At 67.5% G+C, this 26085-nt stretch carries 24 protein-coding genes and 1 tRNA gene; 12 read left to right on the top strand and 13 right to left on the bottom strand.

Going from position 1 to position 26085, the window contains the following annotated elements; genetic code table 11:
* Positions 1 to 8: 8 nt before the first annotated feature.
* Positions 9 to 1286: an HlyD family secretion protein gene (locus AC1RGU_RS07465; protein WP_492695743.1), complete on the bottom strand. Its 1278-nt coding sequence runs from the start codon at positions 1284 to 1286 to the stop codon at positions 9 to 11.
* A gap of 688 nt (positions 1287 to 1974) precedes the next feature.
* On the opposite strand from AC1RGU_RS07465, the gene AC1RGU_RS07460 reads away from it, so the two are divergent.
* The 3 genes from AC1RGU_RS07460 (at position 1975) to AC1RGU_RS07450 (ending at position 3572) form a co-directional block, all read left to right on the top strand.
* Positions 1975 to 2400 carry a CBS domain-containing protein gene (locus tag AC1RGU_RS07460; protein WP_492695741.1) on the top strand — a complete coding sequence of 142 codons (426 nt, stop codon included), beginning with the start codon at positions 1975 to 1977 and terminating at the stop codon, positions 2398 to 2400.
* Positions 2401 to 2470: 70 nt separating this feature from the next.
* Positions 2471 to 3055, top strand: coding sequence for a BPSL1445 family SYLF domain-containing lipoprotein (locus AC1RGU_RS07455; protein WP_095744962.1), 585 nt, complete (start codon positions 2471 to 2473; stop codon positions 3053 to 3055).
* A 61-nt stretch (positions 3056 to 3116) separates the two neighbouring features.
* On the top strand, positions 3117 to 3572 hold the full coding sequence (locus AC1RGU_RS07450; RefSeq protein ID WP_492695739.1) for a DUF6841 family protein: 456 nt from the start codon (positions 3117 to 3119) through the stop codon (positions 3570 to 3572).
* A 29-nt stretch (positions 3573 to 3601) separates the two neighbouring features.
* Here AC1RGU_RS07450 and AC1RGU_RS07445 read toward each other — a convergent pair.
* Together AC1RGU_RS07445 and AC1RGU_RS07440 are read right to left on the bottom strand one after the other, a co-directional pair.
* Positions 3602 to 3675: transfer RNA gene (locus AC1RGU_RS07445), tRNA-Gly, on the bottom strand.
* Positions 3676 to 4059: 384 nt separating this feature from the next.
* Positions 4060 to 4995 (bottom strand): protein NO VEIN domain-containing protein, encoded by a 936-nt coding sequence (locus tag AC1RGU_RS07440; RefSeq protein ID WP_492695738.1) that lies wholly within the window; start codon positions 4993 to 4995, stop codon positions 4060 to 4062.
* 373 nt (positions 4996 to 5368) lie between these two features.
* Between AC1RGU_RS07440 and AC1RGU_RS07435 the strand changes: the two genes are divergently transcribed.
* A complete protein-coding gene (locus AC1RGU_RS07435; RefSeq protein WP_492695736.1) occupies positions 5369 to 5791 on the top strand; it encodes a hypothetical protein in 423 nt (140 codons plus the stop codon).
* Between the two features lie 227 nt (positions 5792 to 6018).
* The gene (locus tag AC1RGU_RS07430) at positions 6019 to 6936 is read left to right on the top strand and encodes a DUF2441 domain-containing protein (protein ID WP_492695734.1); all 918 of its coding nucleotides are present in this window, start codon (positions 6019 to 6021) and stop codon (positions 6934 to 6936) included.
* A 320-nt stretch (positions 6937 to 7256) separates the two neighbouring features.
* On the opposite strand, the gene AC1RGU_RS07425 is transcribed toward AC1RGU_RS07430, so the two are convergent.
* The 5 genes from AC1RGU_RS07425 to AC1RGU_RS07405 all read right to left on the bottom strand — a co-directional run bounded on the left by AC1RGU_RS07425 (position 7257) and on the right by AC1RGU_RS07405 (position 10240).
* Complete coding sequence (locus AC1RGU_RS07425; RefSeq protein WP_062472399.1) at positions 7257 to 7481, bottom strand: hypothetical protein; 225 nt, start codon at positions 7479 to 7481, stop codon at positions 7257 to 7259.
* Positions 7482 to 7633: 152 nt separating this feature from the next.
* On the bottom strand, positions 7634 to 7909 hold the full coding sequence (locus tag AC1RGU_RS07420; protein ID WP_492695732.1) for a hypothetical protein: 276 nt from the start codon (positions 7907 to 7909) through the stop codon (positions 7634 to 7636).
* A gap of 112 nt (positions 7910 to 8021) precedes the next feature.
* Positions 8022 to 8798 carry an alpha/beta hydrolase family protein gene (locus AC1RGU_RS07415; RefSeq protein ID WP_492695730.1) on the bottom strand — a complete coding sequence of 259 codons (777 nt, stop codon included), beginning with the start codon at positions 8796 to 8798 and terminating at the stop codon, positions 8022 to 8024.
* The gene (locus tag AC1RGU_RS07410) at positions 8782 to 9957 is read right to left on the bottom strand and encodes a DUF3182 family protein (RefSeq protein WP_492695728.1); all 1176 of its coding nucleotides are present in this window, start codon (positions 9955 to 9957) and stop codon (positions 8782 to 8784) included. Before AC1RGU_RS07410 ends, AC1RGU_RS07415 begins: the two co-directional genes overlap by 17 nt.
* 7 nt (positions 9958 to 9964) lie before the next feature.
* Entirely contained in the window at positions 9965 to 10240 is a 276-nt protein-coding gene (locus AC1RGU_RS07405; protein ID WP_354347658.1) for a hypothetical protein, read from the bottom strand.
* Between the two features lie 246 nt (positions 10241 to 10486).
* Here AC1RGU_RS07405 and ligD point away from each other — a divergent pair, with 246 nt between their 5' ends.
* Complete coding sequence (ligD, locus tag AC1RGU_RS07400; RefSeq protein ID WP_492695726.1) at positions 10487 to 13024, top strand: DNA ligase D; 2538 nt, start codon at positions 10487 to 10489, stop codon at positions 13022 to 13024.
* Positions 13025 to 13057: 33 nt separating this feature from the next.
* A complete protein-coding gene (gene ku, locus AC1RGU_RS07395) occupies positions 13058 to 13972 on the top strand; it encodes a non-homologous end joining protein Ku (RefSeq protein ID WP_095947520.1) in 915 nt (304 codons plus the stop codon).
* Here ku and AC1RGU_RS07390 read toward each other — a convergent pair whose 3' ends face one another.
* A complete protein-coding gene (locus AC1RGU_RS07390) occupies positions 13973 to 14881 on the bottom strand; it encodes a LysR family transcriptional regulator (RefSeq protein WP_492695724.1) in 909 nt (302 codons plus the stop codon).
* A 110-nt stretch (positions 14882 to 14991) separates the two neighbouring features.
* Here AC1RGU_RS07390 and AC1RGU_RS07385 point away from each other — a divergent pair, with 110 nt between their 5' ends.
* The 4 genes from AC1RGU_RS07385 (at position 14992) to AC1RGU_RS07370 (ending at position 18312) form a co-directional block, all read left to right on the top strand.
* Entirely contained in the window at positions 14992 to 16260 is a 1269-nt protein-coding gene (locus tag AC1RGU_RS07385) for an SGNH/GDSL hydrolase family protein (protein WP_492695722.1), read from the top strand.
* 78 nt (positions 16261 to 16338) lie between these two features.
* On the top strand, positions 16339 to 16575 hold the full coding sequence (locus AC1RGU_RS07380) for a hypothetical protein (protein WP_095744954.1): 237 nt from the start codon (positions 16339 to 16341) through the stop codon (positions 16573 to 16575).
* Positions 16576 to 16611: 36 nt separating this feature from the next.
* Positions 16612 to 17217 (top strand): RNA 2',3'-cyclic phosphodiesterase, encoded by a 606-nt coding sequence (thpR, locus tag AC1RGU_RS07375; RefSeq protein WP_095744953.1) that lies wholly within the window; start codon positions 16612 to 16614, stop codon positions 17215 to 17217.
* Between the two features lie 78 nt (positions 17218 to 17295).
* Complete coding sequence (locus AC1RGU_RS07370) at positions 17296 to 18312, top strand: phosphotransferase enzyme family protein (RefSeq protein WP_492695719.1); 1017 nt, start codon at positions 17296 to 17298, stop codon at positions 18310 to 18312.
* A 19-nt stretch (positions 18313 to 18331) separates the two neighbouring features.
* Here the strand turns inward: AC1RGU_RS07370 and AC1RGU_RS07365 are convergent, their stop codons facing one another.
* The 4 genes from AC1RGU_RS07365 to imuA form a co-directional block, all read right to left on the bottom strand.
* Positions 18332 to 19258 carry a hypothetical protein gene (locus AC1RGU_RS07365; protein WP_095744951.1) on the bottom strand — a complete coding sequence of 309 codons (927 nt, stop codon included), beginning with the start codon at positions 19256 to 19258 and terminating at the stop codon, positions 18332 to 18334.
* Positions 19259 to 19328: 70 nt separating this feature from the next.
* On the bottom strand, positions 19329 to 22679 hold the full coding sequence (locus AC1RGU_RS07360; protein WP_492695717.1) for an error-prone DNA polymerase: 3351 nt from the start codon (positions 22677 to 22679) through the stop codon (positions 19329 to 19331).
* Positions 22672 to 24015 (bottom strand): Y-family DNA polymerase, encoded by a 1344-nt coding sequence (locus AC1RGU_RS07355; protein WP_492695716.1) that lies wholly within the window; start codon positions 24013 to 24015, stop codon positions 22672 to 22674. Before AC1RGU_RS07355 ends, AC1RGU_RS07360 begins: the two co-directional genes overlap by 8 nt.
* Positions 23984 to 24781, bottom strand: coding sequence for a translesion DNA synthesis-associated protein ImuA (gene imuA / locus AC1RGU_RS07350; protein WP_159277311.1), 798 nt, complete (start codon positions 24779 to 24781; stop codon positions 23984 to 23986). The genes AC1RGU_RS07355 and imuA overlap by 32 nt, the downstream gene beginning before the upstream one ends.
* A 111-nt stretch (positions 24782 to 24892) precedes the next feature.
* On the opposite strand from imuA, the gene AC1RGU_RS07345 reads away from it, so the two are divergent.
* Positions 24893 to 26029 carry an ABC transporter substrate-binding protein gene (locus AC1RGU_RS07345; protein ID WP_492695714.1) on the top strand — a complete coding sequence of 379 codons (1137 nt, stop codon included), beginning with the start codon at positions 24893 to 24895 and terminating at the stop codon, positions 26027 to 26029.
* Positions 26030 to 26085 lie beyond the last annotated feature (56 nt).

The raw sequence follows: 26085 nt of genomic DNA, 5'->3' as shown, positions 1-26085 counted from the left end.
ATGCTTTCTCACGCCTTGGCGAGGCTGGCCGAGACCACCTTGCCCGGCACGCACAGGGTCTGGCGGCTGCCGTCTTCCGAGGGCGGCGGCTCGGGCGCCTCGATGCGCGCCACCGCATAGATCGAGCCCTGCTCGGCAAAGGGGAAGGGCACGCTGTACGTGCTCTGCAGTGCATCCGAGGCCACGGGCAGCAGCTGCTCGACGCGCGCCTGCACGTCGACGTTCTGCGCCACCTTCACGTCGAGCTTGGAGCCGACGCTCAGGCGCTTGGCCAGCCGCGCAGGGAACACGGCGACGACGCCGATCCGGCTGCAGTCGGTCACGCGCACCAGCGAGGAGCCCGCCGTGACATACGCGCCCTCGGGCGCCAGCACCGTGTGCACCATGCCGGGCTGGCTCGCCTTGACCTCGTAGGCGGCGAGCTTGTCGACGCGGCGGCGCTCTTCGTCCTCGAGCTGCGTGATCTGCGTGAGCTGCTTGACGATCGCGGTGCCGTCCTGGCGCGCGCGGTCGCTGCTGTTGCGCAGCGCTTCGCGCCGGCTCGCGAGCGTCTGGAACAGGCTGTTGCCGCTGGTGCCCACGAAGGCGCCCTGCCCCGCGCTCGCCACCGTCTGCGCCTGTCCCGCGAAGGCCTGCTCGGCCACCGCCGCATTGGCACGCGCGGTGCTCAGCTGGGCCTCGGACGCGTTCATCACCTGTTCGCTGATGGCGCCTTCTTTCAGCAGCGCTTCGTTGGTGCGCACCTTGTTCTCCTGCTCGGCCACCACGCTGTGCGCCACGTCGCGCTGGCGCTGTGCGATCTCCCAGGCGTCCCAGGTCTGCGCCAGCGAGGCCTGGCGGGTCACCTGCGCCTGCTGGCCGATGGAGCGCATCTCCTGGCTGTCGGACTTGTACTGGTTGCCCAGCTGCGACAGCTGGCTCTGCAGGGCCAGGCGCTGCGTGGTCAGCGTGGTGAGGATCTCCTGGCTGACGGTCGGGTTGCGCACCGTGGCCACCAGCGTGCCGGGCGCCACCGCATCGCGCGTGCGCACCGCCATCTGCGTCACCACGCCGTTGATCGGCGAGGTGACGATGCCGACCGGCGCCTGCAGCACGGCCCGCGTGGCCTGCGAGGACAGGAGTGGCTCGACCAGCGTGGCGACCATCAGCCACAGCACGAAGGCCAGCAGCGCATAGGCCGCCAGCTTCGGAACGAAGGCGCCCCGCTGGCGCCGGGCACGTCCGGCACCCGGGGCGCGCGGTCGGCCCGGTTCCGACGGAAAAGGAATGGGTCTGGACACTCGCATAACCACCTCTTGGAAACATCGACGGCATGCCGGCGAACGGCATGCCGTCTGGTGAAGAAAGAGACTCGAATCAACCTCCCGACCCCTCGGTCCGCGCCTCGATTTGTCGTGCTGCGGTGCAATAAAGGTACGCCCAAAGCGCGGCCGACCCTGCTTCCGGGAGAAACAAGATGTGCGAACTTCACATCTACTTTTCGGCCGCGGACCGGGCGAAGTCCTACATAGGTGTTGCGGCGGTGGGGGTTGACACGGGCTGGGCGTGTCGGCACGCGCGGAACAGCGCGTGATCGCGTTTGTCTCGAAGGTCCACGGGCATCGCACGGGGCAAGGTCCGATGAAGCGGCCCGCTGCGCGCGCGGCGTCGAGAACGCGGCTTCGGCGTCGGGTTCAACAGGCCGTAACGATATTGCCGCGATTGGTCACAGCCGCCGCGGGGGCGCTGTGGCGGGCACGCATCAGCGACGGTCATCAACCCCGGTGAGCCCACGCCCTTCGCGACATGGGGACACGCCCAGGCTGCGGCATGCGCGCGTTCTTCCTTTGCACCACCGGCTTTTCGGCGGTTGTCCTACACCTTGGGCCGCGCAGAAGACTAGACCTGTAGCTGCGCCGGATCAGTGCCGTGCGCACCCCTTTTCCCGCCATGAACCACGGCCGCCCAACTTACTTTTTCTTCAAAGGATTCCAGATGCGAAAAGTCAACGCTGTGATGACCCGCGATGTCGAGGTCATCAGTCCCGACGCCACCCTCGCGGAGGCCGCCAGGCGCATGCGCGACGGCGACTTCGGGATGATGCCGGTGGGCGAGAACGACCGCATGATCGGCGCGATCTCGGACCGCGACATTGCCGTGCGCGGCATCGCCGAGGGACACGACGGCAACGCCAAGGTGCGCGACGTCATGTCGGACGGCATCCGCTGGGCCTACGAGGACGACGCGGTCGATCATGCGGCGCAGCTCATGGCCGAGCACCAGATCCGGCGCCTGCCCATCGTCAACCGCGACAAGCGGCTGGTGGGCATCCTGGCGCTGGCCGATGTCGCGGTGAAGGAGCCCAAGGTCAAGCCGGCCGCCGAGGCGCTGTGCGGCATCTCGCAACCTGTCAAGGCCTGAGAAGGTCTGACCAGGCGAGGTCCTTCACCCCGATTCACTGTCCCTTCCCTTTCTTCCTGGAGGACTTGCCATGCACGTCGCACCTTTCCACCTGCTCGCAGCCGCCGCCATCGCGGCGAGCCTCGCCGTGACCGGTTGCACGGTCACCCGCCCCAGCGGCGCAGCGAACGACATCCCGGCGTCGTCGGCATCGGCCATCGACGCCCAGGTCGACGCGTCGCTGGCCCGCCTCTATGACACCGTCGCCGGTTCGCGCGCGCTCGTCGCGGGCGCGCAGGGCGTGCTGGTGTTCCCGTCCGTGGTGGGCGGAAGCTTCGGCATCGGCGCCGACTATGGTCGCGGTGCCCTGCGCAGCGGCGGCCGCACGCAGAGCTACTACAGCACGACCGCCGGCTCCATCGGCTTCCAGGCCGGTGCGCAGTCGAAGGCCGTGTTCTACGTGTTCACCTCCAGGGAGGCGCTGGACAAATTCCGCCAGAGCCGGGGCTGGACGGTGGGCGTCGACGCGACGGTGGCACTGGCACGCTACGGTGCCAACGGCGTCGTCGACAGCAGCACCTTCCGGCAGCCCGTGGTCGCCTTCGTTATGACCAATGTGGGCCTGGAGGCTGGTGCGTCGGTGCAGGGTGCGAAGGTCACCGAAATTCGACCTTGATACGGGCATGGCATGACGGGCATCCGGTCGGAAACGCCATCGACAAGGAGTGCCCGCCATCATGCTCAACGGAGCCGAAGCCCACCCGATCCAATCCGCGACGCGCGCGTTGTTCGACCGCTATGAGCGGGAATTCAATGCGGGACTGACCGGCGAAGCCGACCTCGAGGCCGTAGCGGCGCTGTACGCCGCGTGCTTCATTGCCGCCTCGCCCGCCGGCGTCTTCACGGGCAAGAACGATGAAGAACTCAGGCGCGTGTCCGCGAAGGGGTTCAAGCATTACCGCGACACCGGCGTGCAACGGATGACCGTGCGCAACCTGGACATCTCGGCCATCGACGAATTGCACGGGCTCGCCCGCGTGGCGTGGAGAGCGATCTACAAGGTCGAGGGCGCGCAGAAGGTGATCGACTTCACCAATGTCTATCTGGTGCGGCTTGAGGGCGGCACCGCGAAGGTGTTCGGCTGGATCACCGGCGATGAGGCCGAGGTGCTGCGGCAGCACGGCATCGGTTGAGAGGCTGCCGGGCGCCGAGGAATGGGGGCTGGAGCGGGTGAAGGGAATCGAACCCTCGTATGAAGCTTGGGAAGCTGCCGTTCTACCATTGAACTACACCCGCAGCAGGCGCGGATTCTAGCGCGTCTCCCGACGGTCATACCCACAGTGACAGATCAAGTTGCAGCCTGTGCGAACAACCTCGCCGTCCAGTTAGAGCGAGCGTCGCATCCAGCTTGCGGAGCAATGGCCTCGAACATTCTCATGCTTGGAAACCCTGGCGCTCCGGAATATGCGTGAAAGCGCCAAGTCGAAGCAGTGTTCGATAAAGTCCCTGACATCTGCCTCCAATGAGACCAGCGATGAACATCTGCTTGAGATTGTGAAGACTGCTTCTACGGCAAGCTTGGCGATCCATGGGGCTCTACGGAAGAGCCCGCCTTGCTGACAATAAAATCCACGCGTTGCTGTACATCGGCGAATGATGCGAACAAGTTTTTCTGCGTATTCAAATTAAGTCACATCTCCAAACCAGAGTGTCAAAGCGAAAAATCGCCTCCATATCAGCGGCCGAGTAGATCTGAAGTGATGGCTCAGTTAATGCCGAAGTAACGACGGCAAGCTTCCATGTGCTGAGCTCTCTTGAGCGACGACGCTCGTTACGGGTCAGGAAGAAGCCTTCGGTTGCCAACGATGTTCCCTTGACTTCGACGTGATAGACGGCTCGACCCGTCCTGTCAGATACCTCGAGGTCGTATCCGCGATTCTCTGAACTGACATCGATTACCCGTAAACCTCTCCTTGTGTACTCCATCGTAGCGGCTCGAACGGCTGCAGCTTCCACAAGATCACGGTGCGCTTGGTCGGGAAAAGCAAGCTTGGCCTGATCGTCTTCTGATGGACTTTGCGTGATTGATGACGGGTCCTCCGAGTGTGCATCGGGAGTCCATCCTCTCGGCCCGCGCACGAGGATTGCACGTTGGAGCGCTTCGTCCAAGACGGCCACATGCCAACGCATGTCGTCCTTCACACGAAATTCAACCTCTGAGTCAGCACCTCGTAAGATTTCTTCTTCGGGAATTCTGTTAACTTGGAGAACGGCAGCAAAATCCTCTTGGCTTCGGAACAGCTCTCGAATGCATTCCACTCGAAACTTCGCGCGAGGAACTTGCAACGGGCCAAGCGCCATGCCGTTTCGACGATGCTCGGTGTCCAAAGTATCTTCAAAGTACCAGCGTCCCGTGCCAGGATGCACTCGAATACCCTCGCACCAGATTGAAAAGAGGTAGCCCCCAGCGCTGAGGGCCCAAGCCCAGTCCGAGGCTTTTTCTTTCGCATCGCGAACGCCTTCGCGCTCGATAACCTCGGTGATCCCTCGTTTCGGCGTGCTGCTTCGAATATCGTCCACCTTCTGGTACACGACTGGGTCAACTTCGTACTGCATTATTTTCTCCAATGAACCAGCGCATGATTGTTGCTCAACGCACCGAGATCACTCTCCACACAACGCTTCTCTCAAAGCTCCTGATGGGACGTGAGAAGCGACGGCCAGCCTTTTAATCAGGGCGGCAACGTGCTTTCCAAGTCGAGATGGCGCAGAGTTTTCAGACCGCTGGGTTCGATGGTCAACCCTGACGCCTTAGATGCGGTATGTTGTGGCCTATATGGTCCACCTTTCCGTTTCCGTATCAGTTGGTTGGCTAAGCCTTGATGCTTGGTCTGAAGCGTATGTCGGGGCACGGTGGCTTGCTCAAGATGAACTCCCGGAAAGACAGTGGGAAGCTCAGCCTCGTCATGGGCCACTTTCACAACTAGTCTTGATCGCCTCCCATCGCCTGGTCGAGATCATGCTGTTTCGCTGCATTCAAGAGATCCTGGAAGCAAGTCCTGGGAAGTTCCCGACTATCGAAAAGAAGTTCCCTCGGGCCTCATTTGAAGAGGCATTCAGTGCATGGCCCGCCAGGCTTGGCTTCCTTCCGTTCGATACAACCGCGCAGCCTTTCGCTTCCATCAAGCGGTTACAGGATCGAAGAAACTCAACTATGCATAAGGAGTCGGCACTGGCGACTCTCGAGATGGCGCGGTCAGCACTGTTTTCGGCAGTCGAGGGGTCGAGAGCGATTGCTACGCACCTTTGCGGAGCAACGTCGGGATTCAAGTACGACCGGGTACTAGAAAAATATCCGCTGTCCAGTCAGCCGTGGTTCACGGATGTGAAATTTCTGGAGCGACGAACCTGATCCAACTGCTGCCCTCTCAATCATTCGCTTCCCACGACCGGATGAGCAGATCGCGATTCCATCGCCATTCGTAAAGACGTCCTGCCCCAATGCTCAAGAGAGAAAGGGAAAGTTCGAGAATGCTTGCGTTGCAGTGCCGCCATTTTGGGCAGAGAAGAGCCGCGAGTGTCAGTCAGAATCGGTTAGATCGAACGTCGGTACAGGCGGAGGCCTAGAAAGGCAGGCAAGTGCAACACTTACCATTTGCAGAGCTGAAGCAGTCGACCCGCGTATATTGCTTTCTCGACCTTGAACACCCAGCTGTGGCTTGGGCCGTAATGCGCGGAATGCTTGTTTCGGCCGACTATGCCGCCGAGCCCCCTGTCTCTGGTTTCATCTCGTTCATGCAGGCAGGTATCGTTGAAGCGCTGAACAACGCCAGGGTATTCAATGAGCTCCTCATCGAAACGATCCGCCAGAACTTCTTTTCTCATCAGGTCTCGCGGATGCGGGGCATGTTTTTCTTTCGATCGCGCGGTGAGGCCGAGGCGAGAATCGGCGACAGCGAATGGCCACCGTACTTCCAGCAGGAAAATCTGCTTGAGTTAGAACTCCGCTACCAAGAGGCCTTCACAGAAGTAGACGCCAATTGGATTACGTTTGCCCCAGTCGGGGAAGACGGCCGCATACTGATTTCTGATCTCCAGTGGGTGCGGCGTTATTGGGCTGGCGAAACTTATAACGATCACCCGGTATGGGAGCGAATAGCGAAAGGCGTTGCGTTGGTTCTGGATGAACGGGTTCGACGGCGGTGCTACGACTACGTGCGCAAATTCTTTCCGGCCGCTCACATTCCTATTCTGATGGCTCGACTGGCATCGGAAGCCGGGACGCGAGGGGGACTTATTACGCCATTCTTGCAGCGCCACGATGAAAAGCGCGTCCTGCTAAGCTACTTGTGGAGCGATGCGGAGTTTCATGACCCGGTAGTTATCGCCGCGATTCAACAGCACCCTGATTCCGGTGCGCTTGGCAGAATGATGGCTGAGAACGAGACATGGAGGGCGCCGGATTTCCGACCGTGGGGCAAAGTTTTTGAGGTGGCAACGCACACCTCTCCCGAGCTAGCGCCGCTGGAGGTGCCATCGCTGCACCACCCGAAGTGAATTCAATTTTCCACATTTGCGGCTCGAATGCGAGTCCTGAAGGAAGAGGGTCAAGATCGGCGGAAAGTAAGGTTTGAATCGTCCGGGCGTGAAGACGATGAAGACCTTGACGCTGCTTTCGTCGAGACCTGATGCTGGCCCCCAAAGTGGTCGAGATTGGGGAGGTTTCGACGGTGAGATGAGTTCACCTGTGGAGCAGGTGATGACGAATCGAATTCGTCGGCCCGAAGGCACCCGTTGGGAAGCTACCGTCCTGCCATTGAACGCGACCCGCAACTGGCGCTGACTCTCACGTCAGTTGACTCGCACACCGCACACGCTCAGGTCTGCAGCGCATCCCTTCGCAGCCGCAGCGCCGCGCGCCCTTGCGGCGTGATGAGCAGGACGACGGCGACGCGCGGGCCCGTGCCGCTGGCGGCCGGTGGCAGCACGGCTTCGATGAGGTGCGCGGCGACCAGCATTGTCGCGCAGTGGATGTCGGCTTCGTCGCGGACCGCCATCGGGAACGACGCGTCTTCGATGCGCTCCAGAAAGTCCATGGGCATGGGAAGGCTCCTGAGGAAACGAGGCGCAGTCTAGGTCGTTGCGCCCCCGAAAATGCAGCCCAGATGGGTTGCTTTTGTAACCAAATCGACAGGTCGCACCGTGCAATCGCCGCGCGAGAACTTTCGCCCGACAGCGCCTCGCCACCCGCGTCTCAGCGCGGTGCATGCATCCGTGCGAAATCGCCGCAGGCCAGCACGATGGGCCCGCGCGGATCGGCCCGGAAGCGCGCCACCGCCGCCGCCGAGATCACGTCGAAATGCCGTTTGCAGGCATGCAGCGTGTGCTCGCCGATTTCCTTCGCGCCGAGCGCATCGTGCAGCACGTCTTGCGAAATCTGCGCCAGCACGCGCGCGCCGTCGGGACCGTCGGGGTACACGGCGAAACGCACCGTGGCCGTATCGAAGCAGTAGATGCCTTCGAAGTCCATCTCTTTGTCTCCGTCACCATGGGGTCAGGATTCGGCGCGCGCGACGCGACGCGTGGTGATGGACTGGCGCGCATGTTCGGGAAGGAAGCGGCCTACAGCCTCGGCGCGTGCCTCAGGCCGAGCCGCTCGTCACCGGCCTGGTGAGCGTCGACGTCGCCTTGGCGCCCAGCGTCATCTCGGTGATCCACGACACGAGCAGCGCGCCATAGGCCTGGCGCGATTCCAGGCGCGACAGCGCGTGGTCCGCGCCGGACAAGGTGCGGTAGGTCGCCGAGCGCACGCGCTTGAAGGCCGCGAGGTAGTTCTCGATGACGGGGTGCGGCACGGTCTGGTCGTCTTCCGATTCGACGATGAGCACGTCGCCGGTGAAGGCCGCGCAGGCCGCGAGCGCGCGGTTGTCGTCGGGCCCGACGAGCGTGCGGCGGTAGGCCACGAGGTCGGAGCGGCTCAGCAGGCCCTTGGGCGTGTCCCACTCGCCGTCGCGGTACAGCGCGGGCGCGCGCAGCGCGAGCCAGCGCACGGGCCGCATCGCACTGACGAGCGCGGCCAGGTAGCCGCCGTAGCTGCTGCCGACGATGGCGACGGCCGCGGGGTCGACGGTCGGGTGGCCCACCAGCGCGTCGTAGGCGGCGAGCACGTCGCGCAGGTTGTCTTCGCGCGTCACCTGCTGGCGCAGCCCTTCATGGCGCGCATGGCCGCGCAGGTCGAAGGTCAGGCAGACGCAGCCGAGTACGGCGATCTCCTGCGCGCGCTTGAGGTACTGCTCCTGGCTGCCGTCCCACCCGTGCACCAGCAGCACGCCCGGCACCATGCTGGACGCGGCGAACAACGTGCCCTCGATGTGATGGCCGTCCACGGGAATGTCGATGGAACTATGGCGTGTCGGCATGCGGGGTGGCGGTGGTTTCGATCACCGTGTATTTGCACAGCGGCCCGGTCTCGGGGTCGTTGCCTTGGTAGGCCACGATGGCGCCGGCGGGCACGCGGGCGGCCTCGCCGTACACCTCGAAGCAGGACGCATGCACGCGCTGGCACGCCGGGTCCTGGTGGAAGGCTTCGAGCGCCGCGATCTCCGCGCCCGTGGCGCCACCGACGCGCCACGATTGCTCCAGCACGCCCGAGCGCCAGTCGCCCCGGCCGTCGAGCCCTTGCGCCACGTCGTAGTTCACGCGCGAGACGAAGAAGTCGGGGTAGCAGTCGATCACCGCGCGGTGGTAGCGCCGCGCCTGCTCGATCGCGCGGCGCAGCGGCGGCGGCGGATCGACGCGGGCCAGCAGCGCGTCGAAGTCGCCGCGCACCAGCAGCAGGTCGGAGCCGCCATAGACCTCCTGCCCGACGTTGTCGCGCGTGAGGCGCTGCTCGCCGCAGTAGCTGACGAGGCGCTGCGCCACGATCAGCTGCCCGACGCTGTAGGTCTGGGGTTGTTCCAGGTTGGTTTCGAGCACGAGGCCTTCGGTGGCGATCGCGCGGTCGTCCATCGCATCGAGACAGCGCTCGAGCGCATCGATGCCGTCGACCACCTGCTGGCCGCGCCCGCCGGTCGCCGTCACGGGCTTCAGGCGCACGCGGCCGATGTCGAGCAGCGCCCTCCCCGCAACGCGCGCCTCGTCCAGGCTGAAGCAGGTGAAGCCGGGCAAGGCGGCATCGCCGATCTCCACCGCGATCCGGGCCGACCACCCCAAGGGCCGCACGGCGTCGGGGCCGACGAGCGGGTGGCTGATCGCCTTGGTGGCGACGAAGGCATGCGGCACCACGCCGCCGAAGAGGTCGTCCACGCCGGCGATGCCCATGGCGCGCGCCTGGTGCGGGTCGGTGAGCGTGTCGCTCGGCACGAAGTAGAGCGGGTCCGGCCCCGGTTGGCTGGCGTCGTAGGCGCCCGCGAACGCCCAGCCCTGGAGCGCCGCCAGGCGCTGCGCAACGTTGGCGCGCGTGGCGTGCTCGTGTTCGCTGCAGTAGCCCTGCGGACGCACGTCCCAGGTGACGACGCGGCGCGTGGCCGGGCCGGTGGCGATTTCCGCGGCCATGACGGTGTTCAGGCGCAGGTCCATCGGGGCCTCAGGCGTCGGCCTTCCTGTCCTCGGGCTTCTTGTCCTTGTCCGCATCGCCCGATGGCAGCTTGACCTTCGTGACGGTGACCGACACCGGGTCGCTCGCCGGAAAGGACTCTTCCACGCCGCTGTCGAGCGCTTCCTCGCTGGACGGCTGCTCGGTCGGCTTGGCGGGCTCGGTGGGTGGCTTGCCGTGATTCTCGGACGTGGGAAACGGAAACTTCTCCGGCGGGTTCTTGTCCGGGCTCGCCGGCTTCGGGTCGGGGGTCTGCTTCGAAGTCATGGGGTCTCCTTGGTGCGATGCACACGGGCTCACATGGCTGCCTCCTCCGGGTTGGCGGCTGCAGTGCCTCCATGTTCTGCGGATCGCGCGGCGCGCCGGTCGGAGGGCACAGCGCCTGCGCGTGGGACCCGTCTGGCACCCGCCTGCGGCTCGCTCCGCCTTCGCGCGCGCGTGCGGCCTTGGCCCACACGAAGACCGGACACCTGGCCGATGCGGCGCGGCCCGAATGCGGGCACACCAGAGGCCATGGCCCGTTCCGACACGCCCCTCGCAACCTACCAGGCGAAGCGCGACTTCGCCGTCACGGACGAACCCGCCGAAGGCGGCAGGGCCCGGCCGCACGCGCCCGCGTTCGTGATCCAGAAGCACGCGGCGCGGCGGCTGCACTACGACTTCCGGCTCGAACTCGACGGCGTGCTGGTGTCGTGGGCCGTGCCCAAGGGGCCGAGCCTCGACCCCGCGCACAAGCGCATGGCCGCGCATGTGGAAGACCACCCGCTCTCGTACGCCGGCTTCGAGGGCACGATTCCCGAAGGCCACTACGGCGCGGGCGACGTCATCGTGTGGGACCACGGCACCTGGGAGCCCGTGGGCGATCCGCGCAAGGGCCTGGCCGCGGGCAAGCTCGCGTTCCGGCTGCATGGCCAGAAGCTCGAAGGGCTGTGGGAACTCGTCAGGATCGCCAAGGGCGGCGAGCGGCAGGAGCCCTGGCTGCTGTTCAAGAAGCGCGATGCCTTCGCGCGCTCGCATGCCGAGTACGACGTGGTGTCCACGCTGCCCGACAGCGTGGCCGGAGCGCGCAAGACCGCCAAGGCCAAGGCTGCGCCCACATCGCCCGCCTTGCCCGCAACGGGCGCGGTGAAGGCACGCCTGCCCGCCAGGCTTTCGCCGCAGCTCGCGACGCTCGCCACCGGCGTGCCCGAAGGCGCCCCCGGCGACTGGATCTTCGAGATCAAGTTCGACGGCTACCGCCTCATGGCGCGCATCGGCAACGGCAAGGCGCGCCTGCTCACGCGCGGCGGCCACGACTGGAGCGCGAAGCTGCCGAAGCTGGTGGCCGAGCTGGAGCGCCTGGGCATCGGCAACGCCTGGCTCGACGGCGAGATCGTCGTGCCCGACCAGAACGGCACGCCCGACTTCAACGCGCTGCAGAACGCACTCGACCGCGAACGCGCCGACCCCATCGTGATGTTCCTGTTCGACGTGCCCTTCTTCGAGGGCTTCGACCTGCGCCACACGCCGCTCGCCGAACGCCGCCGCCTGCTCAGGCAGCTGATGGACGCGCGTGCCACGCGCCGCCTGCGCTTCAGCAGCGACTTCGAGGCCGATGTCGACTCGATCCTGCAATCAGCCTGCCGCATGAACCTCGAGGGCGTGATCGCCAAGCGCGCCGACGCGCCGTATGTCTCGCGCCGCAGCGACACCTGGCTCAAGCTCAAGTGCATCCGGCGCCAGGAGTTCGTGGTGTGCGGCTACACGCTGCGCACCGACAGCCCGACGCGCATCGGCAGCCTGATGCTGGGCGTGCACGCGAAGAACGGCCAGCTGGTGTCGGTCGGCGGCGTCGGCACCGGCTGGAGCGACCGCGAGGCGCGCGACATCCGCCGCCAGCTCGCCGCGCTGGACACCGACCACGCGCCGTTCACCGGCGGCGAGGCCAAGCCCGGCCGCCGCCGGCCGGGCGGCACGCGGCACTGGGTGAAGCCCAGGCTCGTGGTCGAGGTGCGCTTCGCCGCATGGACGCCGGACGGGCAGATCCGCCACGCGTCCTTCGTGGCGATGCGCGACGACAAGCCGGCCTCGGAGATCGTGCATGAAGAGCCCCGCGACATCGCACCTGCCCCTCGCGAAAAAGGCATGAAGGCCATGAAGACCTCATCGAAGAAATCCGCCTCCACCGTCGGCGGCGTCGCCGTGAGCCACGGCGAGCGCGTGATCGATGCGGCTTCGGGCCGCACCAAGCTCGACCTCGTGCGCTACTACGAATCGGTGGCCGACGACATGCTGCCGCACCTGAAGGGCCGCCCCTGCGCGCTGGTGCGCGGGCCGCAGGGCGTGGGCGGCGAGATCTTCTTCCAGAAGCATGCCGAGAAGGTTCACATCGCCGGCGTGAAGCAGCTCGATCCCGCCCTGTGGCCCGGCCACCCGTCGATGCTCGAGGTCGGCACGCGCGAAGCCTTGCTGAACGCGGCGCAGTTCAACGTGATCGAGTTCCACACCTCGAACGCGACCTCGACGCACTTCGACCGGCCCAACCGCATGATCTTCGACCTCGACCCGGGCGAAGGCACGCCGTGGGCGCATGTGCAGGAAGGCGCGCTGCTGATGCGCACGCTGCTCACCGAGCTGGGCCTGGCGTCATGGCTCAAGACCAGCGGCGGCAAGGGCCTGCACGTGGTCGTGCCGCTGCGCATGCACTACGACAACGACACGGTGAAGGCCTTCTCGCGCGCCATCGTGCAGCACATGGCCCACGTGATCCCGTCGAAGTTCGTGGCCAAGAGCGGGCCCTCGAACCGCGTCGGCAAGCTCTTTGCCGACTACCTGCGCAACGGCGTGGGCGCGACCACTGTGGCGGCCTACTCGGCGCGCGCGCGGCCGGGCATGGGCGTGTCGATGCCGGTGAGTTGGGACGACCTCGGCAGCCTCAAAAGCGGCGCGCACTGGACCATCGCCACCGCACGCGAACACCTGTCGTTCCAGTCCGAAGACCCCTGGGCCGCCTACTGGACCACGCGCCAGCCGCTGGGCGAGGCGATGAAGCGGCTCGGCTTCAAGCGATAGCCACGAACCCACGCACAAGGAAGGAAGCACACCATGGCCACGAGAACCCTCTGGAAAGGCGCCATCACCTTCGGGCTGGTCCACATCCCCGTGGGCCTGCACACCGCCAGCACCGAACAGGGCATCGACTTCGACTGGCTCGACAAGCGCAGCATGGACCCCGTGGGCTACAAGCGCATCAACAAGCGCACGGGCAAGGAGATCGCGCGCGAGCAGATCGTGAAGGGCTTCGAGTACGAAGACGGCAAGTACGTCGTGATCTCGCCCAAGGAGATCGAGGCCGTCTACCCGCGCACCACGCAGACCATCGAGATCCAGCGCTTTCTCGACGTGGGCGAAATTCCCTTCGTGTACCTGGAGAGGCCCTACTACCTCGCGCCGATCAACAAGGGCCAGAAGGTCTACGCACTGCTGCGCGAGGTGCTGGTGAAGACCGGCAAGGTCGGCCTGGCCAAGGTGGTGATCGCGACCAAGCAGCACCTGGCACTGCTGATTCCCTTCGGCAAGGTGCTGGTGCTCAACCTGCTGCGCTGGGGCGACGAGATCAAGGACGCCGACGGGCTCGACCTGCCGGCCGCCGGCATCAAGGGCGCAAAGCTGTCGGCCGCCGAGATGAAGATGGCCGAGCAGCTGGTCGGCGACATGTCGGGCCCGTGGAACCCCGACGAATTCAAGGACGAGTTCAAGCACGCCGTGATGAAGATCGTCGAGAAGAAGGTCAAGGCGGGCGACACGGAGACGGTGGTGCAGCCGGAAGAAGAAGCACCCGAGGGCGGTGCCGAGGTGATCGACCTGACCGAGCTGCTCGCGCGCAGCCTGCGCAGCGGCAAGCGCACGCCGCCTGCGGCGAAGAAGCGTGCGGCGAAGTCGACGGCTTCTGCACGCAAGACCGCGCACAAGCCTGCTGCGGCCAAACGCGCGAAGAGCGTGGCCCGCAAGGCGGCCTGACTAACGCCGCGGCGCTTTCGCAGCCCCCGGCAACGCCGCCACGCGCTGCGCCAGGAAGTCGACCAGCACCTGCACCCGCAACGGCAACTGCCGACGCGGCGCATAGAGCAGGTGCAGCTCCTGCGCGGGCCCCGTGTGCCGCGCGAGCACGCGCACCAGCCGCCCCTGCGCCAGCAGGTCCGCGACCATCCAGGTGGGCTGCAGCGACACGCCCGCGCCCGCCAGCACACTGTCGAGCAGCGCCACGGCGTTGTTGACGCGGTAGCGGCTGCGCACCGGCACGGCCACCGCGCCGTCGGGGCCCGTGAGCAGCACGCCGTCGTCGCCCGCCGCGTAGCGCAGGTAGTCGTGGGCCAGCAGGTCCTGCGGCGTGCGTGGCTGGCCGCGTGCGGCCACGTAGTCCGGCGAGGCGACGAGCACGCGCGGCCAGCTGCCGAGGTGGCGCGCGACAAGGTCGGGCGGCAGCGCGCCGCCGACGCGCAGCGAGACGTCAATGCGCTCCTCGCGCGGATCGACGAAGCGGTCGTCGAGCACCAGCTCCAGTTCGATGTCGGGGTACAGCCGCAGGAACTCGACCGCCATCGCGTTGAGATGCCGCTGTCCCAGCGTGACCGGCGCGCTCAGGCGCAGCAGGCCGCGCGGTTGCTGCACCTGGGCGCGCGCATCGGCCACGGCGTCGCCGTAGTCCTCGAGCATGCGGCGCGCGCGTTCATGAAAGCGCTGGCCCTCCTCCGTGAGGCTCAGGCCCGTGGCCGCGCGCCGCAGCAGCCGCACGCCCAGCGACCGCTCCAGCCCCGCGACGAGCTTGCTCACGGTGGGCTGCGTGGTGTCGAGCGCGCGGGCCGCGCCCGAGAGGCTGCCGAGTTCGACGCTGTGCACGAAGGCGGAGAGTGCGCGAAGGGTGTCCATGGGGTCATTCGAATCGGGAATGCGATGCATGCCATTCTGCCTTCTACCCCTCGCGATTCGAATGGAAGAAAGTTCGCCCATCGACACTTCTTTCACCTGAGGACATTCACATGACCGCTTCGCGACTCACCACCCTCCTGCGCCAGGGCGCGCTCGCCCTTTCCCTCGCGGGCGCCGCCACCGCCTCCGTTGCAGCGCCCACCCACTGGAGCCCCAGCTGGATGGCCGCCACCCAGCCGCTGTGGGACCAAAGCTTCGTTCTGCCCGTCGGCATTCCCGCCCGCTTCGAGCGGCAGACGCTGCGCCAGGTGGCGCGCCTGAGCATCGGCGGCACGCGGCTGCGCGTGGTGATCAGCAACGAAGGCGGCAGCGCGCCGCTGCACATCGGCGCCGCCCGCGTGGCCCGCCATGCGAACGGCTCGGCGGTCGTCGAAGGCACCGACCGCGTGCTGCGTTTCGGGGGCCGGACCGACGTGACCGTGCCACCCGGCGCGCGCCTCGTGAGCGACCCGGTCGACCTGCCGCTGCCCGCGCTGAGCGAGGTGGCCGTGTCGCTCTACCTGCCGGAACCCAGCCAGCCCGCGGGCTTTCACTTCGATGCGCGGCAGACGCTGTACATCGCCGACGGCGACCTGAGCGCCGCGGCGCGGTTGCCGGCCGCCGCCACCTCGTGGAGCACGCGCGTCTACGTGAGCGGCCTGATCGTCGAGACGCCCCAGGCGCCCGTCACCGTCGTCGCGCTGGGCGACTCGATCACGGACGGCAATGGGTCCACGCCCGGCGCCCACACGCGCTGGCCCGACGCGCTGGCCGAACGGCTCGCGCCGCGCGGCGTGGGCGTGCTCAACGCCGGCATCTCGGGCGGCCGGCTGCTGAAGGACGGCATGGGCCGCGCGGCGCTCGAACGCGCGGGCCGCGACGTGTTCGCGCAGCCCGGCGTGCGCGCGATGGTCGTGCTGTTGGGCACCAACGACATCGGCTGGCCCGGTGGTCCCTTTGCGCCGCAGGAACCCGCGGTGCGCGCCGAGGCGGTGATCCAGGGCTTTCGCCAGCTGATCGAGATGGCCCATGCCCACAACGTGCGCGTCGTGGGCGCCACCATTCCGCCCAACGAACGTGCGCTCGAAGGCACGCCGCTGGCCGGCCACCACTCGCCCGAGAAAGACAAGGTGCGCCAGGCCATCAACCGCTGGATCCGCGAAGGCGGTGCCTTCGATGCGGTGGTCGATGTCGACGCCCTGCTGCGCGACCCGGCCCGGCCGACCCGGCTGAAAGCCGCCATGGATTCGGGCGATCACCTGCATCCCGGCGACGCCGGCTACCGGGCGATGGCGGCGGCCATCGACCTCGACGCCCTGCTCGGCAACGATCTTCGATAGACTGCAAATATACTGTACATAAATACAGTCTTTTCTCTAGAATGGCTCGTCTCCAAGAACAACATTCGAGGCGACGCCATGACCACCGCCAACCCGCCTGCGCCCTCGGCGCAGGTGCTTTTTTTCTCCTCGCGACAGCATCCGTTGCAGTCGCGTCCGCGCACCACCGGCAAGACAGGCCGGATTTCGAACTGGCCCTTCCGCGTGACCCGGGAGCACGGCCACGACGACAGCAACGAACAGGATGACATCCGCGTTCAGGCGGCGCGCGTCATCCGGACGACGGCCGCGCATTGGTGGCCGCCGGAGCCCTGAACCGCCTTTTCATCCTTCTTCCCCCGGAGAACTGCAATGGACGACTTCCACCGTGGCGATGCGTTTGCGAACGAGCCCGAACCCGACTGGGACTCCCCCGCTTTCGAGAGGCAACGCCACCTTCTCATCGCGCTGTTTCCCGAGCCCGAGGTGCAAGCGGCGATCGAAGCGCACCGCAAGGAATGGATCTGGCCCAAGGGCCACTACTTTCCTCGCAGCCCGCGACTGCACCTGACGCTCCACTGCTTCGGCGACCAGCCCAAGGAGGTCGAGAAACGCCTGTGTGAAGCACTCGCCCAGGTTCGGGTGCGGCCCATGAGCCTGGTGCTGGACAGCTCGCGCACATGGCGCAACGACATCGCGGTGCTGCAGCCCGCCGAGCACGGCGCCTTGCGCACCCTGCATGCGGACATCGGCCGTGCGGTCCAGAAGGCGGGCATCGTCACGGAAACGCCGACGTTCACACCGCACATCACCATCGCCCGCCGCACCGAGGGCGCGGCCTACCCGATGCGCCTGCCGCCGATCCCGTGGCGCGTGAGGAAATTCCTGCTCGTGCGCTCCTTCACTTCGCATCCCGTCGAGCACAAGGTGCTGGCCACCTACGAGGCCGACGAAGAAGACAAAGAAGACGCCGTCTGACAACGACGGGCCGGCTTTCGTGGCCTTATCGGGTGAGACAATTTTCGGCGCCCATCGAACCCACGCCACGCCCGCCGCATGCTGACACCACCCGATATCGCCCCCGACGCCCTTCAAGCGCGCCTCGCCGAAACCTACGGCCTGCAGGTGACACGCGCGGAATTCCTGCCGCTGGGCGCCGACGTCGATTCGGCCGCGTTCCGCATCGAGGCATCGGACGGCCGCGCCTATTTCCTCAAGCTGCGCCGAGGCGGTTTCACACCCGCCGTGGTCGACGTGCCGGCCGTGCTGCACCACACCTATGGCATCGACGCCGTGATGGCCCCGCTGCTCACGCGCACGCGGCGGCTCAGCGTGCAGGACCATGGCTTCGACTGGGCGCTCTACCCCTTCTTCGATGGCGTCGACGGCTTCACGCGCACGCCGACGGACCGGCAATGGACCTTGCTCGGCACCACGCTGAACGCCATCCACCGCACCGAGCTGCCCGAATCGCTGCGGGCGGGCCTGCCGCGCGAAAGCTACTCGCACCACTGGCGCGAAGGCGTGCGCCGCTACCAGCGCCGCTTCATCAACGGCGTGGCCGGCGACGATCTGGTCAAGCGCTTCCTCGCCTTCTGGGACGTGCACGACGAAGAAATCGATTCGATCGTCTACCGCAGCGAGCAGCTTGCCTCGATCCTGCTCGAGAAGTCGCTGCCGCAGGTGCTGTGCCACGCCGACCTGCACGCGGGCAACGTGCTGCTGGGCGACGACGACCGCCTGTGCATCGTCGACTGGGACACGCTGATCCTCGCGCCGAAGGAGCGCGACCTGATGTTCATCGGCGGCGGGGTCGGCGGCGTGTGGAACCAGCCGCGCGAAGAAGCGCTGTTCTTCCAGGGCTACGGCACGAACGAGGCGGTCGACACGCTCGCCCTCGCCTACTACCGCCACGAACGCATCGTGCGCGATCTGCTCGAGTTCTGCGACCAGATGTTCGACCCGCAGGCCAGCCGCGAAGACCGCGAGGAAGGCCTGCGCCAGATGGCGAGCCAGTTCGATCCGGGCAACGTGGTCGCCGTCGCGCACCGCGACTACGACGCGATCACCTGAAGCATCTGAAGGGCGCCCGTCAGATCAGCAGGTCCTGCGCGTCGTCCTCGAAGCCCGCCACGGGCTGCGCCTTGGCCAGCGCCAGCCACACCGAAAAAGGAATGCGCTCGAAGGCGCGGTGCACCGCGGCGCGCGCCACCACGAGGCGCTCGCCCTCGAGCACCATCACGCCGCATTCGGCCGGAATCTCGTCGGGCGACGCGATGCAGCGGCCCTTGGCGTCGTTGCCCAGCACGTACCAGCACTCGCCGCCCAGGTCGAGGTAGGCCGCGCGCTTGTCGGGCTTGCGCAGGTCGCCCAGCAGGTCGGCGCGGCTGACCTTCACCTCGTGCACGATGGGATGCGCATAGGCCTCGACGCTGGTGTTGCGGATCGAAAAGACATCGGGCCGCGCCATGCACCAGCGCGGCTTGCCGCCCTCCTCCAGCGGCGGCAGCCGGGCGCGCAGGCCCAGGCCGCGCCAGGCGATGCGGCCGCCGCGCGTCATCTCGCGCGCCACGCGCTCCACCAGCGCCTCGTGCGGCGACAGCGCCGCGCGATTGACCGTGAGCGTGGTGGCGATGCGCGCAATGCCCGCGTCGGTCACGCGCAGCGTCTCGTGGCCCAGCGCGCTGCGCACGCGTTCGAGAAAACCGCCCGCGAGCAGTTCGACCTCGATGGTGTCGCAGCAGGGCCAGCCGGCCGAGCGGTAGATCTCGCGCAGCCGCCGTGCGTGCGGCTTGCCGAAGGGCACGGCCGTCTGCAGGGGCGGCGGGTCGCTCACCGGCGGCGGAAAACCGGGGTCTGTCACCGGGGGCATGACCGGCGGCGGATCGCCTTCGGGCGGCAGCACGGGCGGCGGCGGTGGCGGCATGGGCACATCGGGCGCGGGCGGCGGCGGGCCGATCGGCGTGGCGACGACCTCATCGGCAAGGGCAAATCCGGCGGTTGCGGCGAGTGCGGACATGGGAGGAACAGGTTAGCGAAAAGTGAGGGGCGGCGCGAGGCATGGAACGATCGGTTGCATTCGCAATGCCTCAGTGGAAGTCACGGCTGGTGTTGCTCTGCGCCAGCCGGCCCAGCAGCGGCGTGAGGTCCTTGAAGCCGGTGGCGATCAGGTGCTGCACCTTGCCGCCACTGTCGTCGTCGCGCTGCCAGGTGCCCTGCACCGCGAGCAGGTGCGACTTGAGCAGCGGCTCGCGCCAGGCCTCGATGACGTGGCTCCACACGATCACGTTGACGTTGCCGGTCTCGTCCTCCAGCGTGACGAAGATGGTGCCGTTGGCGGTGCCGGGCCGCTGCCGGCCCTTGACGATGCCGCAGGCGCGCACGGTCTGGCCGCTGCGCGCGGCGCGCAGTTCGACCGCGCTCAGCAGCCGCATGCGCGCCAGGCGCGGGCGCAGCAGCGCGAGCGGATGGCGGCGCAGCGTGAGGCCCAGCGCCGCGTAGTCGCCGACGATTTCCTCGCCCTCGGGCGCGGCGGGCAACAGCAGCGCCTGCTCGTGGATCGGCACGCCCTTGAGCAGGGCCGACGAGCGGTGCTGCGCGGTGGCGTCCCACACCTGCTGGCGCCGATGGCCCGAGAGCGACATCAGCGCATCGGCCGCCGCGAGCGCGGCCATGTCCTTGCCGTCTAGTTCCGCACGCAAGGCCAGGTCTTCGGTGCTGGTGAAAGGCGCTTGCGCGCGCGCTGCGAGCAAACGCCTGGCGCCGGCTTCGCTGAGGCTCAGGACCCGGTTCAGGCCCAGCCGCACCGCCGGCTGGTTCTCGTTGCCCAGGCGCTCGGCGTAGCGCGTGTCGGTGCCTGGCGGCATGCGCGGCGCATCGGGTGCGCGGGCCTCGAGCGTGGTGTCGATCTCGCTGCACGTGACGTCGACCGGCCGCACCTCGACGCCATGGCGGCGCGCGTCCTGCACCAGCTGCGAGGGGCTGTAGAAGCCCATGGGCTGCGAGTCGAGCAAGGCGGCGAGGAAGCAGGCGGGCTCGTAGTTCTTGAGCCAGCTGCTGATGGTGACCAGCAGCGCGAAGCTCGCGGCGTGGCTTTCGGGGAAGCCGTAGTCGCCGAAGCCGAGGATCTGCTTGAAGATGGCTTCGGCGAAGGCTTCCTTGTAGCCCTTGCCTTTCATGCCGTCGACGAGCTTCTTGTGGAACTTCCCGAGTCCTCCCTTGCGCTTCCATGCAGCCATGGCGCGGCGCAACTGGTCGGCCTCATCCGCAGTGAATTCGGCCGCGATCATCGCGATCTGCATCACCTGCTCCTGGAAGATCGGAATGCCCAAGGTCCGCTCCAGGGCAGGCCGGAGTTCTTCCTTTTCGTAGGTGATCTCCAGGCGCTTGGCCACCCGTTCGCGCTGCTTGAGGTACGGATGCACCATGCCGCCCTGGATGGGCCCCGGCCGCACGATCGCCACCTCGATCACCAGGTCTTCATAGGTGCGCGGCTTCAGGCGCGGCAGCATCGACATCTGCGCGCGGCTCTCGATCTGGAACACGCCGATGGTGTCGGCGTCGCAGATCATGTCGAACACGTTCTGGTCGTCGTTGGGAATGTGGTGCATCTCCACCATCGAGCCCCGCCAGCGGTTCATGTGATCGAGCCCGCGCCGGATGGCGCTGAGCATGCCCAGCGCGAGCACGTCGACCTTGAGCATGCCCATGGCCTCGAGGTCGTCTTTCTCCCACTGGATGACGGAGCGGTCTTTCATCGACGCCTTCTCGACCGGCACCAGCCGCGTGAGCCTGGTGTGCGTGAGCACGAAGCCGCCGACATGCTGGCTCAGGTGGCGCGGAAAGCCCTTGAGCTTTTGCGTGTGCTCGATCCACTGCATCAGCTTGAGCCGGTCTTCCTTCACCCCGACGCGCGCGGCGGCCTTGTCGAGCTGCTCGCCGAGCACGGTGTCGTCGAACCAGTAGTGGTCCTTGGCGAACTCGTCGACCAGCCGCTCGTCGATGCCGATGGACTTGCCGACGTCGCGCAAGGCGCTGCGCGAGCGGTAGCAGATGACGACGGCGGCGATGGCGGCGCGCTCGCGGCCGTACTTTTCGTAGATGTACTGGATGACTTCTTCGCGCCGCTGGTGCTCGAAGTCGACGTCGATGTCGGGCGGTTCCTTGCGATGGCGGCTCAGGAAGCGCTCGAACAGCAGGTGGCCCTTTTCGGGGTTGATCGCGGTGATGCCGAGGCAGTAGCAGACCGCCGAGTTGGCCGAGGAGCCGCGGCCCTGGCAGAGGATGTCTTGAGAGCGTGCGAAGCGCACGATGTCTTCCACCGTGAGGAAGAACATCTCGTACTCCAGCTCGGTGATCAGGTCGAGCTCTTTCTGGACCTGTGCACGCACCTTCTCGGGAATGCCGTCGGGGTAGCGCACCCGCGCACCTTCCCACGTCTTGCGCACCAGCGTCTGCGCCGCCGTCTCGCTGCTGCCCACGGTCTCCAGCGGGTACTTGTAGGTCTCGCGGATCACCTCGGGATCGAAACGGCACCGCTGCGCCACCTCCAGCGTGTTCGCCAGCATCGCGGGCAGGTACAGCTCGGCCAGCCGCACCCGCTGTCGCAGGTGCCGCTCGGCGTTCGACTGCAGCGCAAAACCGCACTCGGCCACCGTGCGGCCTTCGCGCACCGCCGTGAGCACGTCGTGCAGCGGCTTGCGGCCGCGCGCGTGCATGTGCACGTCGCCGGCCGCGACCAGCGGCACGCCGGCCTGCTCGCCCGCCTGCATCAGCGTGACGAGCCAGAGGTCGTCGTCGAGTTCGTTGAACAGCTCCACGGCCAGCCAGAGGTTGTCGCCGTACAGCGCCCTGGCGGCGGCCAGGTCGTCCTGCACGGTGGCCGCCTCCGGCATGCCGCCCGGCGGACGGTGCGGCACGAAGAGGACCTGGCAGCGCTGCAGCGAGGCCACGTCGCTCGTGTCCCAGTCGACGCGGTACTCGCCCTTGGGCAGCTCGGTGTTGCGCGCGGCGGTGATGAACTCGCAGAGGTTGCCCCAGCCTTCGGTGTCGTTCGCGATCACCACGAGCTTGAAGCGCTCGAAGCGGAACTCGCTGCCGAACAGCAGGTGGAATTCGGGGTGGCGCGGGATCGGCGGTTCGTCCGGGTGCTCTCGCTCGTAGGTGTCCAGCTTGGCGGGCAGGTCGCGCAACGCGACATGCGCGCGCACGATGCCGGCCACCGAGCACTCGTCGGTGATGGCCAGCGCCGCATAGCCGAGGTGGTAGGCGCGCTCGACCACCTCTTCGGGCGTCGACGCGCCGCGCTGGAAGCTGAAGTTCGTGAGGCAGTGCAGCTCGGCATAGCCGGGCAGGCCCGGCGCCGGGCGCAGCCGCTGCGGCAGCACATGCACCTTGGCGGGCTGGCGCTTGCGTTCTTCCTTGCCGCTCAGGTCAGGCATAGAAGCCTTGCAGGTACCAGCGCACCTCGCCCGACGAAAAGCGCGTGGCGGGCCGCTCGCGAAAGATCCACACCAGGCCGGCCTCGGGGCTTTCGGCCACGTAGTAGTCGCGCATCGCGGGCTGGCCGCCGTCTTCTTCGCCGCCCCACCAGCCGGCCTCGACGCGCTGCGGCCCGACCAGCTTGCGCAGCGGCCCGCAGTAGCACGGGCGCTCGCCGTCCATCTCGAGCCGCAAGGGCTCGGGCAGCAGCCAGGGCGGGTAGATCGCATCGGGCTGCGAGGCGGCGTCCTTGCGGGCCTTGTCGGGCGCCGGGGTTTTCTCTTTCTGCAGCGCGGGCCGCCACCGCTGCTGGCGCTCGGGCCGGTGGTCGGCCTGCGCGATCGGCACCACCACCTGGTCGGCGCCGAGCCGCACGCTGAGCCGTTCGACCATCTCGTGCAGCTTGTCGCCCTTGCGGTTGTCTTCCGGCAGGAAGCTGGTGCTGGCGCCGGCCAGCGGATCGGTTTCGAGCGTGCGCAGCTTCAGCCAGCTCGCGGGCGCGGCCAGCGTGGTGAGCGCGAGTTTTTCGGACAGCAGGCGGCGCAGGTGCGCCATGTCCTGCGTGGGCTCTGCCGTGCGCACGGTGAGTTGCTGGTGCGGCGGCAGGGTCACGCCGTTGAGGCGCCGCAGGTCGAGCGTCCATTGCAGCTCGAGCGCACGCGCGCCGCGCTGGCGGGCGCGCAGCCAGATCTGCAGCGCCGAGAGCAGGCGGTTGGCCGACCACATGAGTTCGGGCCCGGTCTCGGCCAGCGCGGGCAGTTCGAGCTTCTGCTCGAACACGTCGGGCAGCGTGAGCCAGGCGTGGCTTTCGGGGCGCAGGCCCCAGGCAATGTCGAGCGCCTCGCGCAGCCCGGTGCCGAAGCGCCGCGTGAGGCCGCCACGCGGCAAGGCGGCCACATCGCCCCAGGTGCGGCAGCCCAGGCGCGCGAGCAGGTCGAGGTGGCCCTGCGCGGCCGTCAGCGTGTCCAGCGGCAGGCCGGCCGGCACCTCGGCGGGCCGGTGCTCGTTGCGCGCGAACAGGCGCAGCCGCGCCAGCGCGATCAGGCTGGTGGCGCCCTGCGCGCCGCGCATGCGCGCGTCGGGTGCGGGGTTGAGGGCCAGCAGCTGGCGCATCAGCGGCGCACGGCCGCCCCACAGGCGTTCGCAGGCCGAGACCTCGAGCATCAGCGCCTCGTCCTGCCAGGCGACGTGCGGCGTGAACTGCAGCGCCCACCAGCCCAGGGCCTCGGGCGGGGGCATGTCGGGGGCGTCGGCTTCTTCGGTTTCAGACGACCACTGCAAGGCGATCCAGTGCATCCGGGCCTCCTTTCCATGCGTCGATGCGCACCACCGTGGCCGACGGCGCGGCGGCCGGCGCCACGGGCGGCTGCAGGCGCAGCTGGCGCCGCACGCGGGCGGCGGCCAGCAGCGCGCTCATGCGGGCGTTGCGCGCCGGCACCCGCACCGGCGCGGCCAGCGGCGGCCCCCGGCGCTTGAGCAGGTGCAGCGCGATCTGCGCCGGATCGTCCGCGCAGCGTTCGGCACGCAGGCGCAGCCGCGCAGGCGAGGCCGACAGCGCCACCGACTCGGGCCGGCACACGAACAGCAGCACCTCGTGCTGCGCGGCCGCCAGTTGCAGCCGCCGCAGCTCGCCCACGCGGGCCTGCGGCAGCCAGGCGACGACGGCGGCGATCTCGGCGCAGCGCAGCGCCTGCTCGCAGGCCCACAGCCGCGCGGCCGGGGCGTCGCTGCGCACGCACATCAGCGCCTCCACCGGCAGCCCCTGCGCCGCCAGCGCGGTGCCGCAGGGTTCGTAAGGCGCGCCGACCAGCACCACCGGCCCGCCGCGCGCTTCCACGGCCTGCGCCAGCGCAGGCAGCAGCAGGCGCCAGACATGGGCCTCGGGCGTGGCCTGCAGCAGCTCCGTCATCGCGCCCACGGGCCAGCCGCCGCCGGGCAACTCGGCGTCGAGCGCGGCATGCCCGGTGGCCACGACCTGCGCGTCGGCCAGGCCGAGTTCGTCGGCGTGCCAGACGCCGCGGCCCGCGGCGGTGGAAAAGGAGTCGAGGAAAGGGAGGCCCATGATTGCAGTTGTTAACTGTATTTTTATACAGTATTCCCCGGGTCGCAACCAGCGATCGATTTACCTGCGAAGGCCCGCGCCTTAAGATCGGTTTATTAACAATTAGTGACCATGAGACACAAAAAGATTCACCTGCGGTTTCTGGCCCTCGCCGCGCTCGCCACCCTCGTCTGTGCAGGGGCACCCGCCTCGGCCCAGCCCGCCAAGCCGCTCCTGATCGGCCAGACCTACGTGCAGACCGGCCCGCTCGCGTCGCTGTCGACCGAGCCACTGGTGGGCATCCGTGCCATGTTCACCGCGCTGAACGCGAGCGGCGGCGTCAACGGCCGGCCGGTCGAGCTGCGCCAGCTCGACGACGCCTACGACCCCGCCAAGGGCGCCGAGAACGTCAAGACCTTCGCGCGCGACGGCGCCGTGGGCGTGCTGATGCCCATCGGCACCTCGTCGGCGGTCGGCGCGCTGAAGGCGGCCAACGAGCTGAAGATTCCCGTCGTCGGCCCCTACACGGGCGCGGGCCCGGTGGTGAAGTTCAGCGAGTTCGGTTTTCCGGTGCGCATCAGCTTCGACGAGGAATACAGCCGCATCGTGAACCACCTGTTCACCATCGGCCTGTCGCGCATCGCCTTCGCGCACAACGACAACCCCGGCGCGCGCTCGGCGATGGAGAGCACGCAGAAGTTCATTGCCGAACGCGGCGACAAGATGGTCGGCAGCGTGGCCATCAAGAACGACGGTTCCGACGCGGCCGAGCGCGCCGCCGAGCTGGCCAAGCTCAAGCCCAAGGCCGTGGTGCTGTCGGCCACCAACGACGTGGCGGCGAAATTCATCGCGGCCTACCGCGCGACCGGCGGCGAGACGGCCTTCTATTCGTTCTCCTTCCTGAACGGACAGAAGCTCTTCCAGGACATCAAGAAGGACGCGGCCGGCGTGGTCATCTCGCAGGTCGTGCCCTACCCGTGGAACAGCGCGATGCCGGTGATTGCCGAGTACCAGGCGGCGATGAAGAAGATCGGCATGACCGAGTTCAGCTACGCCAGCCTGGAGGGCTACGTCACGGCCAAGGTCATGGTCGAAGGCCTGAAGCGCGCGGGCGCCAACCCCACGCCCGAGTCGCTGCAGAAAGGCCTGGAGTCGTTCAAGACGCTCGACCTCGGCGGCATCGCCGTGTCGTACCGGCCCGGCGAGCACCGCGGGCTGACCTTCTCGGAGCTGTCGATGCTCAAGGCCGACGGGCGCTACCTGCGCTGAGCCCTTCCGCCCGCCGGCATGGCGGGCGCAGAATTTCGTTCGTGACGACGCCCCTC

The organism is Variovorax sp. GW823-FHT02B07, assembly GCF_058797695.1.
This window is presented reverse-complemented; position numbering and strand designations above follow the sequence as displayed.

Coding starts and splice junctions, on each gene's coding strand:
- AC1RGU_RS07465 (WP_492695743.1), bottom strand. CDS start 1,286: ATGCGAGTGTCCAGACCCATTCCTTTTCCGTCGGAACCGGGCCGACCG.
- AC1RGU_RS07460 (WP_492695741.1), top strand. CDS start 1,975: ATGCGAAAAGTCAACGCTGTGATGACCCGCGATGTCGAGGTCATCAGT.
- AC1RGU_RS07455 (WP_095744962.1), top strand. CDS start 2,471: ATGCACGTCGCACCTTTCCACCTGCTCGCAGCCGCCGCCATCGCGGCG.
- AC1RGU_RS07450 (WP_492695739.1), top strand. CDS start 3,117: ATGCTCAACGGAGCCGAAGCCCACCCGATCCAATCCGCGACGCGCGCG.
- AC1RGU_RS07440 (WP_492695738.1), bottom strand. CDS start 4,995: ATGCAGTACGAAGTTGACCCAGTCGTGTACCAGAAGGTGGACGATATT.
- AC1RGU_RS07425 (WP_062472399.1), bottom strand. CDS start 7,481: ATGCCCATGGACTTTCTGGAGCGCATCGAAGACGCGTCGTTCCCGATG.
- AC1RGU_RS07420 (WP_492695732.1), bottom strand. CDS start 7,909: ATGGACTTCGAAGGCATCTACTGCTTCGATACGGCCACGGTGCGTTTC.
- AC1RGU_RS07415 (WP_492695730.1), bottom strand. CDS start 8,798: ATGCCGACACGCCATAGTTCCATCGACATTCCCGTGGACGGCCATCAC.
- AC1RGU_RS07410 (WP_492695728.1), bottom strand. CDS start 9,957: ATGGACCTGCGCCTGAACACCGTCATGGCCGCGGAAATCGCCACCGGC.
- AC1RGU_RS07405 (WP_354347658.1), bottom strand. CDS start 10,240: ATGACTTCGAAGCAGACCCCCGACCCGAAGCCGGCGAGCCCGGACAAG.
- ligD (WP_492695726.1), top strand. CDS start 10,487: ATGGCCCGTTCCGACACGCCCCTCGCAACCTACCAGGCGAAGCGCGAC.
- ku (WP_095947520.1), top strand. CDS start 13,058: ATGGCCACGAGAACCCTCTGGAAAGGCGCCATCACCTTCGGGCTGGTC.
- AC1RGU_RS07390 (WP_492695724.1), bottom strand. CDS start 14,881: ATGGACACCCTTCGCGCACTCTCCGCCTTCGTGCACAGCGTCGAACTC.
- AC1RGU_RS07385 (WP_492695722.1), top strand. CDS start 14,992: ATGACCGCTTCGCGACTCACCACCCTCCTGCGCCAGGGCGCGCTCGCC.
- AC1RGU_RS07380 (WP_095744954.1), top strand. CDS start 16,339: ATGACCACCGCCAACCCGCCTGCGCCCTCGGCGCAGGTGCTTTTTTTC.
- thpR (WP_095744953.1), top strand. CDS start 16,612: ATGGACGACTTCCACCGTGGCGATGCGTTTGCGAACGAGCCCGAACCC.
- AC1RGU_RS07370 (WP_492695719.1), top strand. CDS start 17,296: ATGCTGACACCACCCGATATCGCCCCCGACGCCCTTCAAGCGCGCCTC.
- AC1RGU_RS07365 (WP_095744951.1), bottom strand. CDS start 19,258: ATGTCCGCACTCGCCGCAACCGCCGGATTTGCCCTTGCCGATGAGGTC.
- AC1RGU_RS07360 (WP_492695717.1), bottom strand. CDS start 22,679: ATGCCTGACCTGAGCGGCAAGGAAGAACGCAAGCGCCAGCCCGCCAAG.
- AC1RGU_RS07355 (WP_492695716.1), bottom strand. CDS start 24,015: ATGCACTGGATCGCCTTGCAGTGGTCGTCTGAAACCGAAGAAGCCGAC.
- imuA (WP_159277311.1), bottom strand. CDS start 24,781: ATGGGCCTCCCTTTCCTCGACTCCTTTTCCACCGCCGCGGGCCGCGGC.
- AC1RGU_RS07345 (WP_492695714.1), top strand. CDS start 24,893: ATGAGACACAAAAAGATTCACCTGCGGTTTCTGGCCCTCGCCGCGCTC.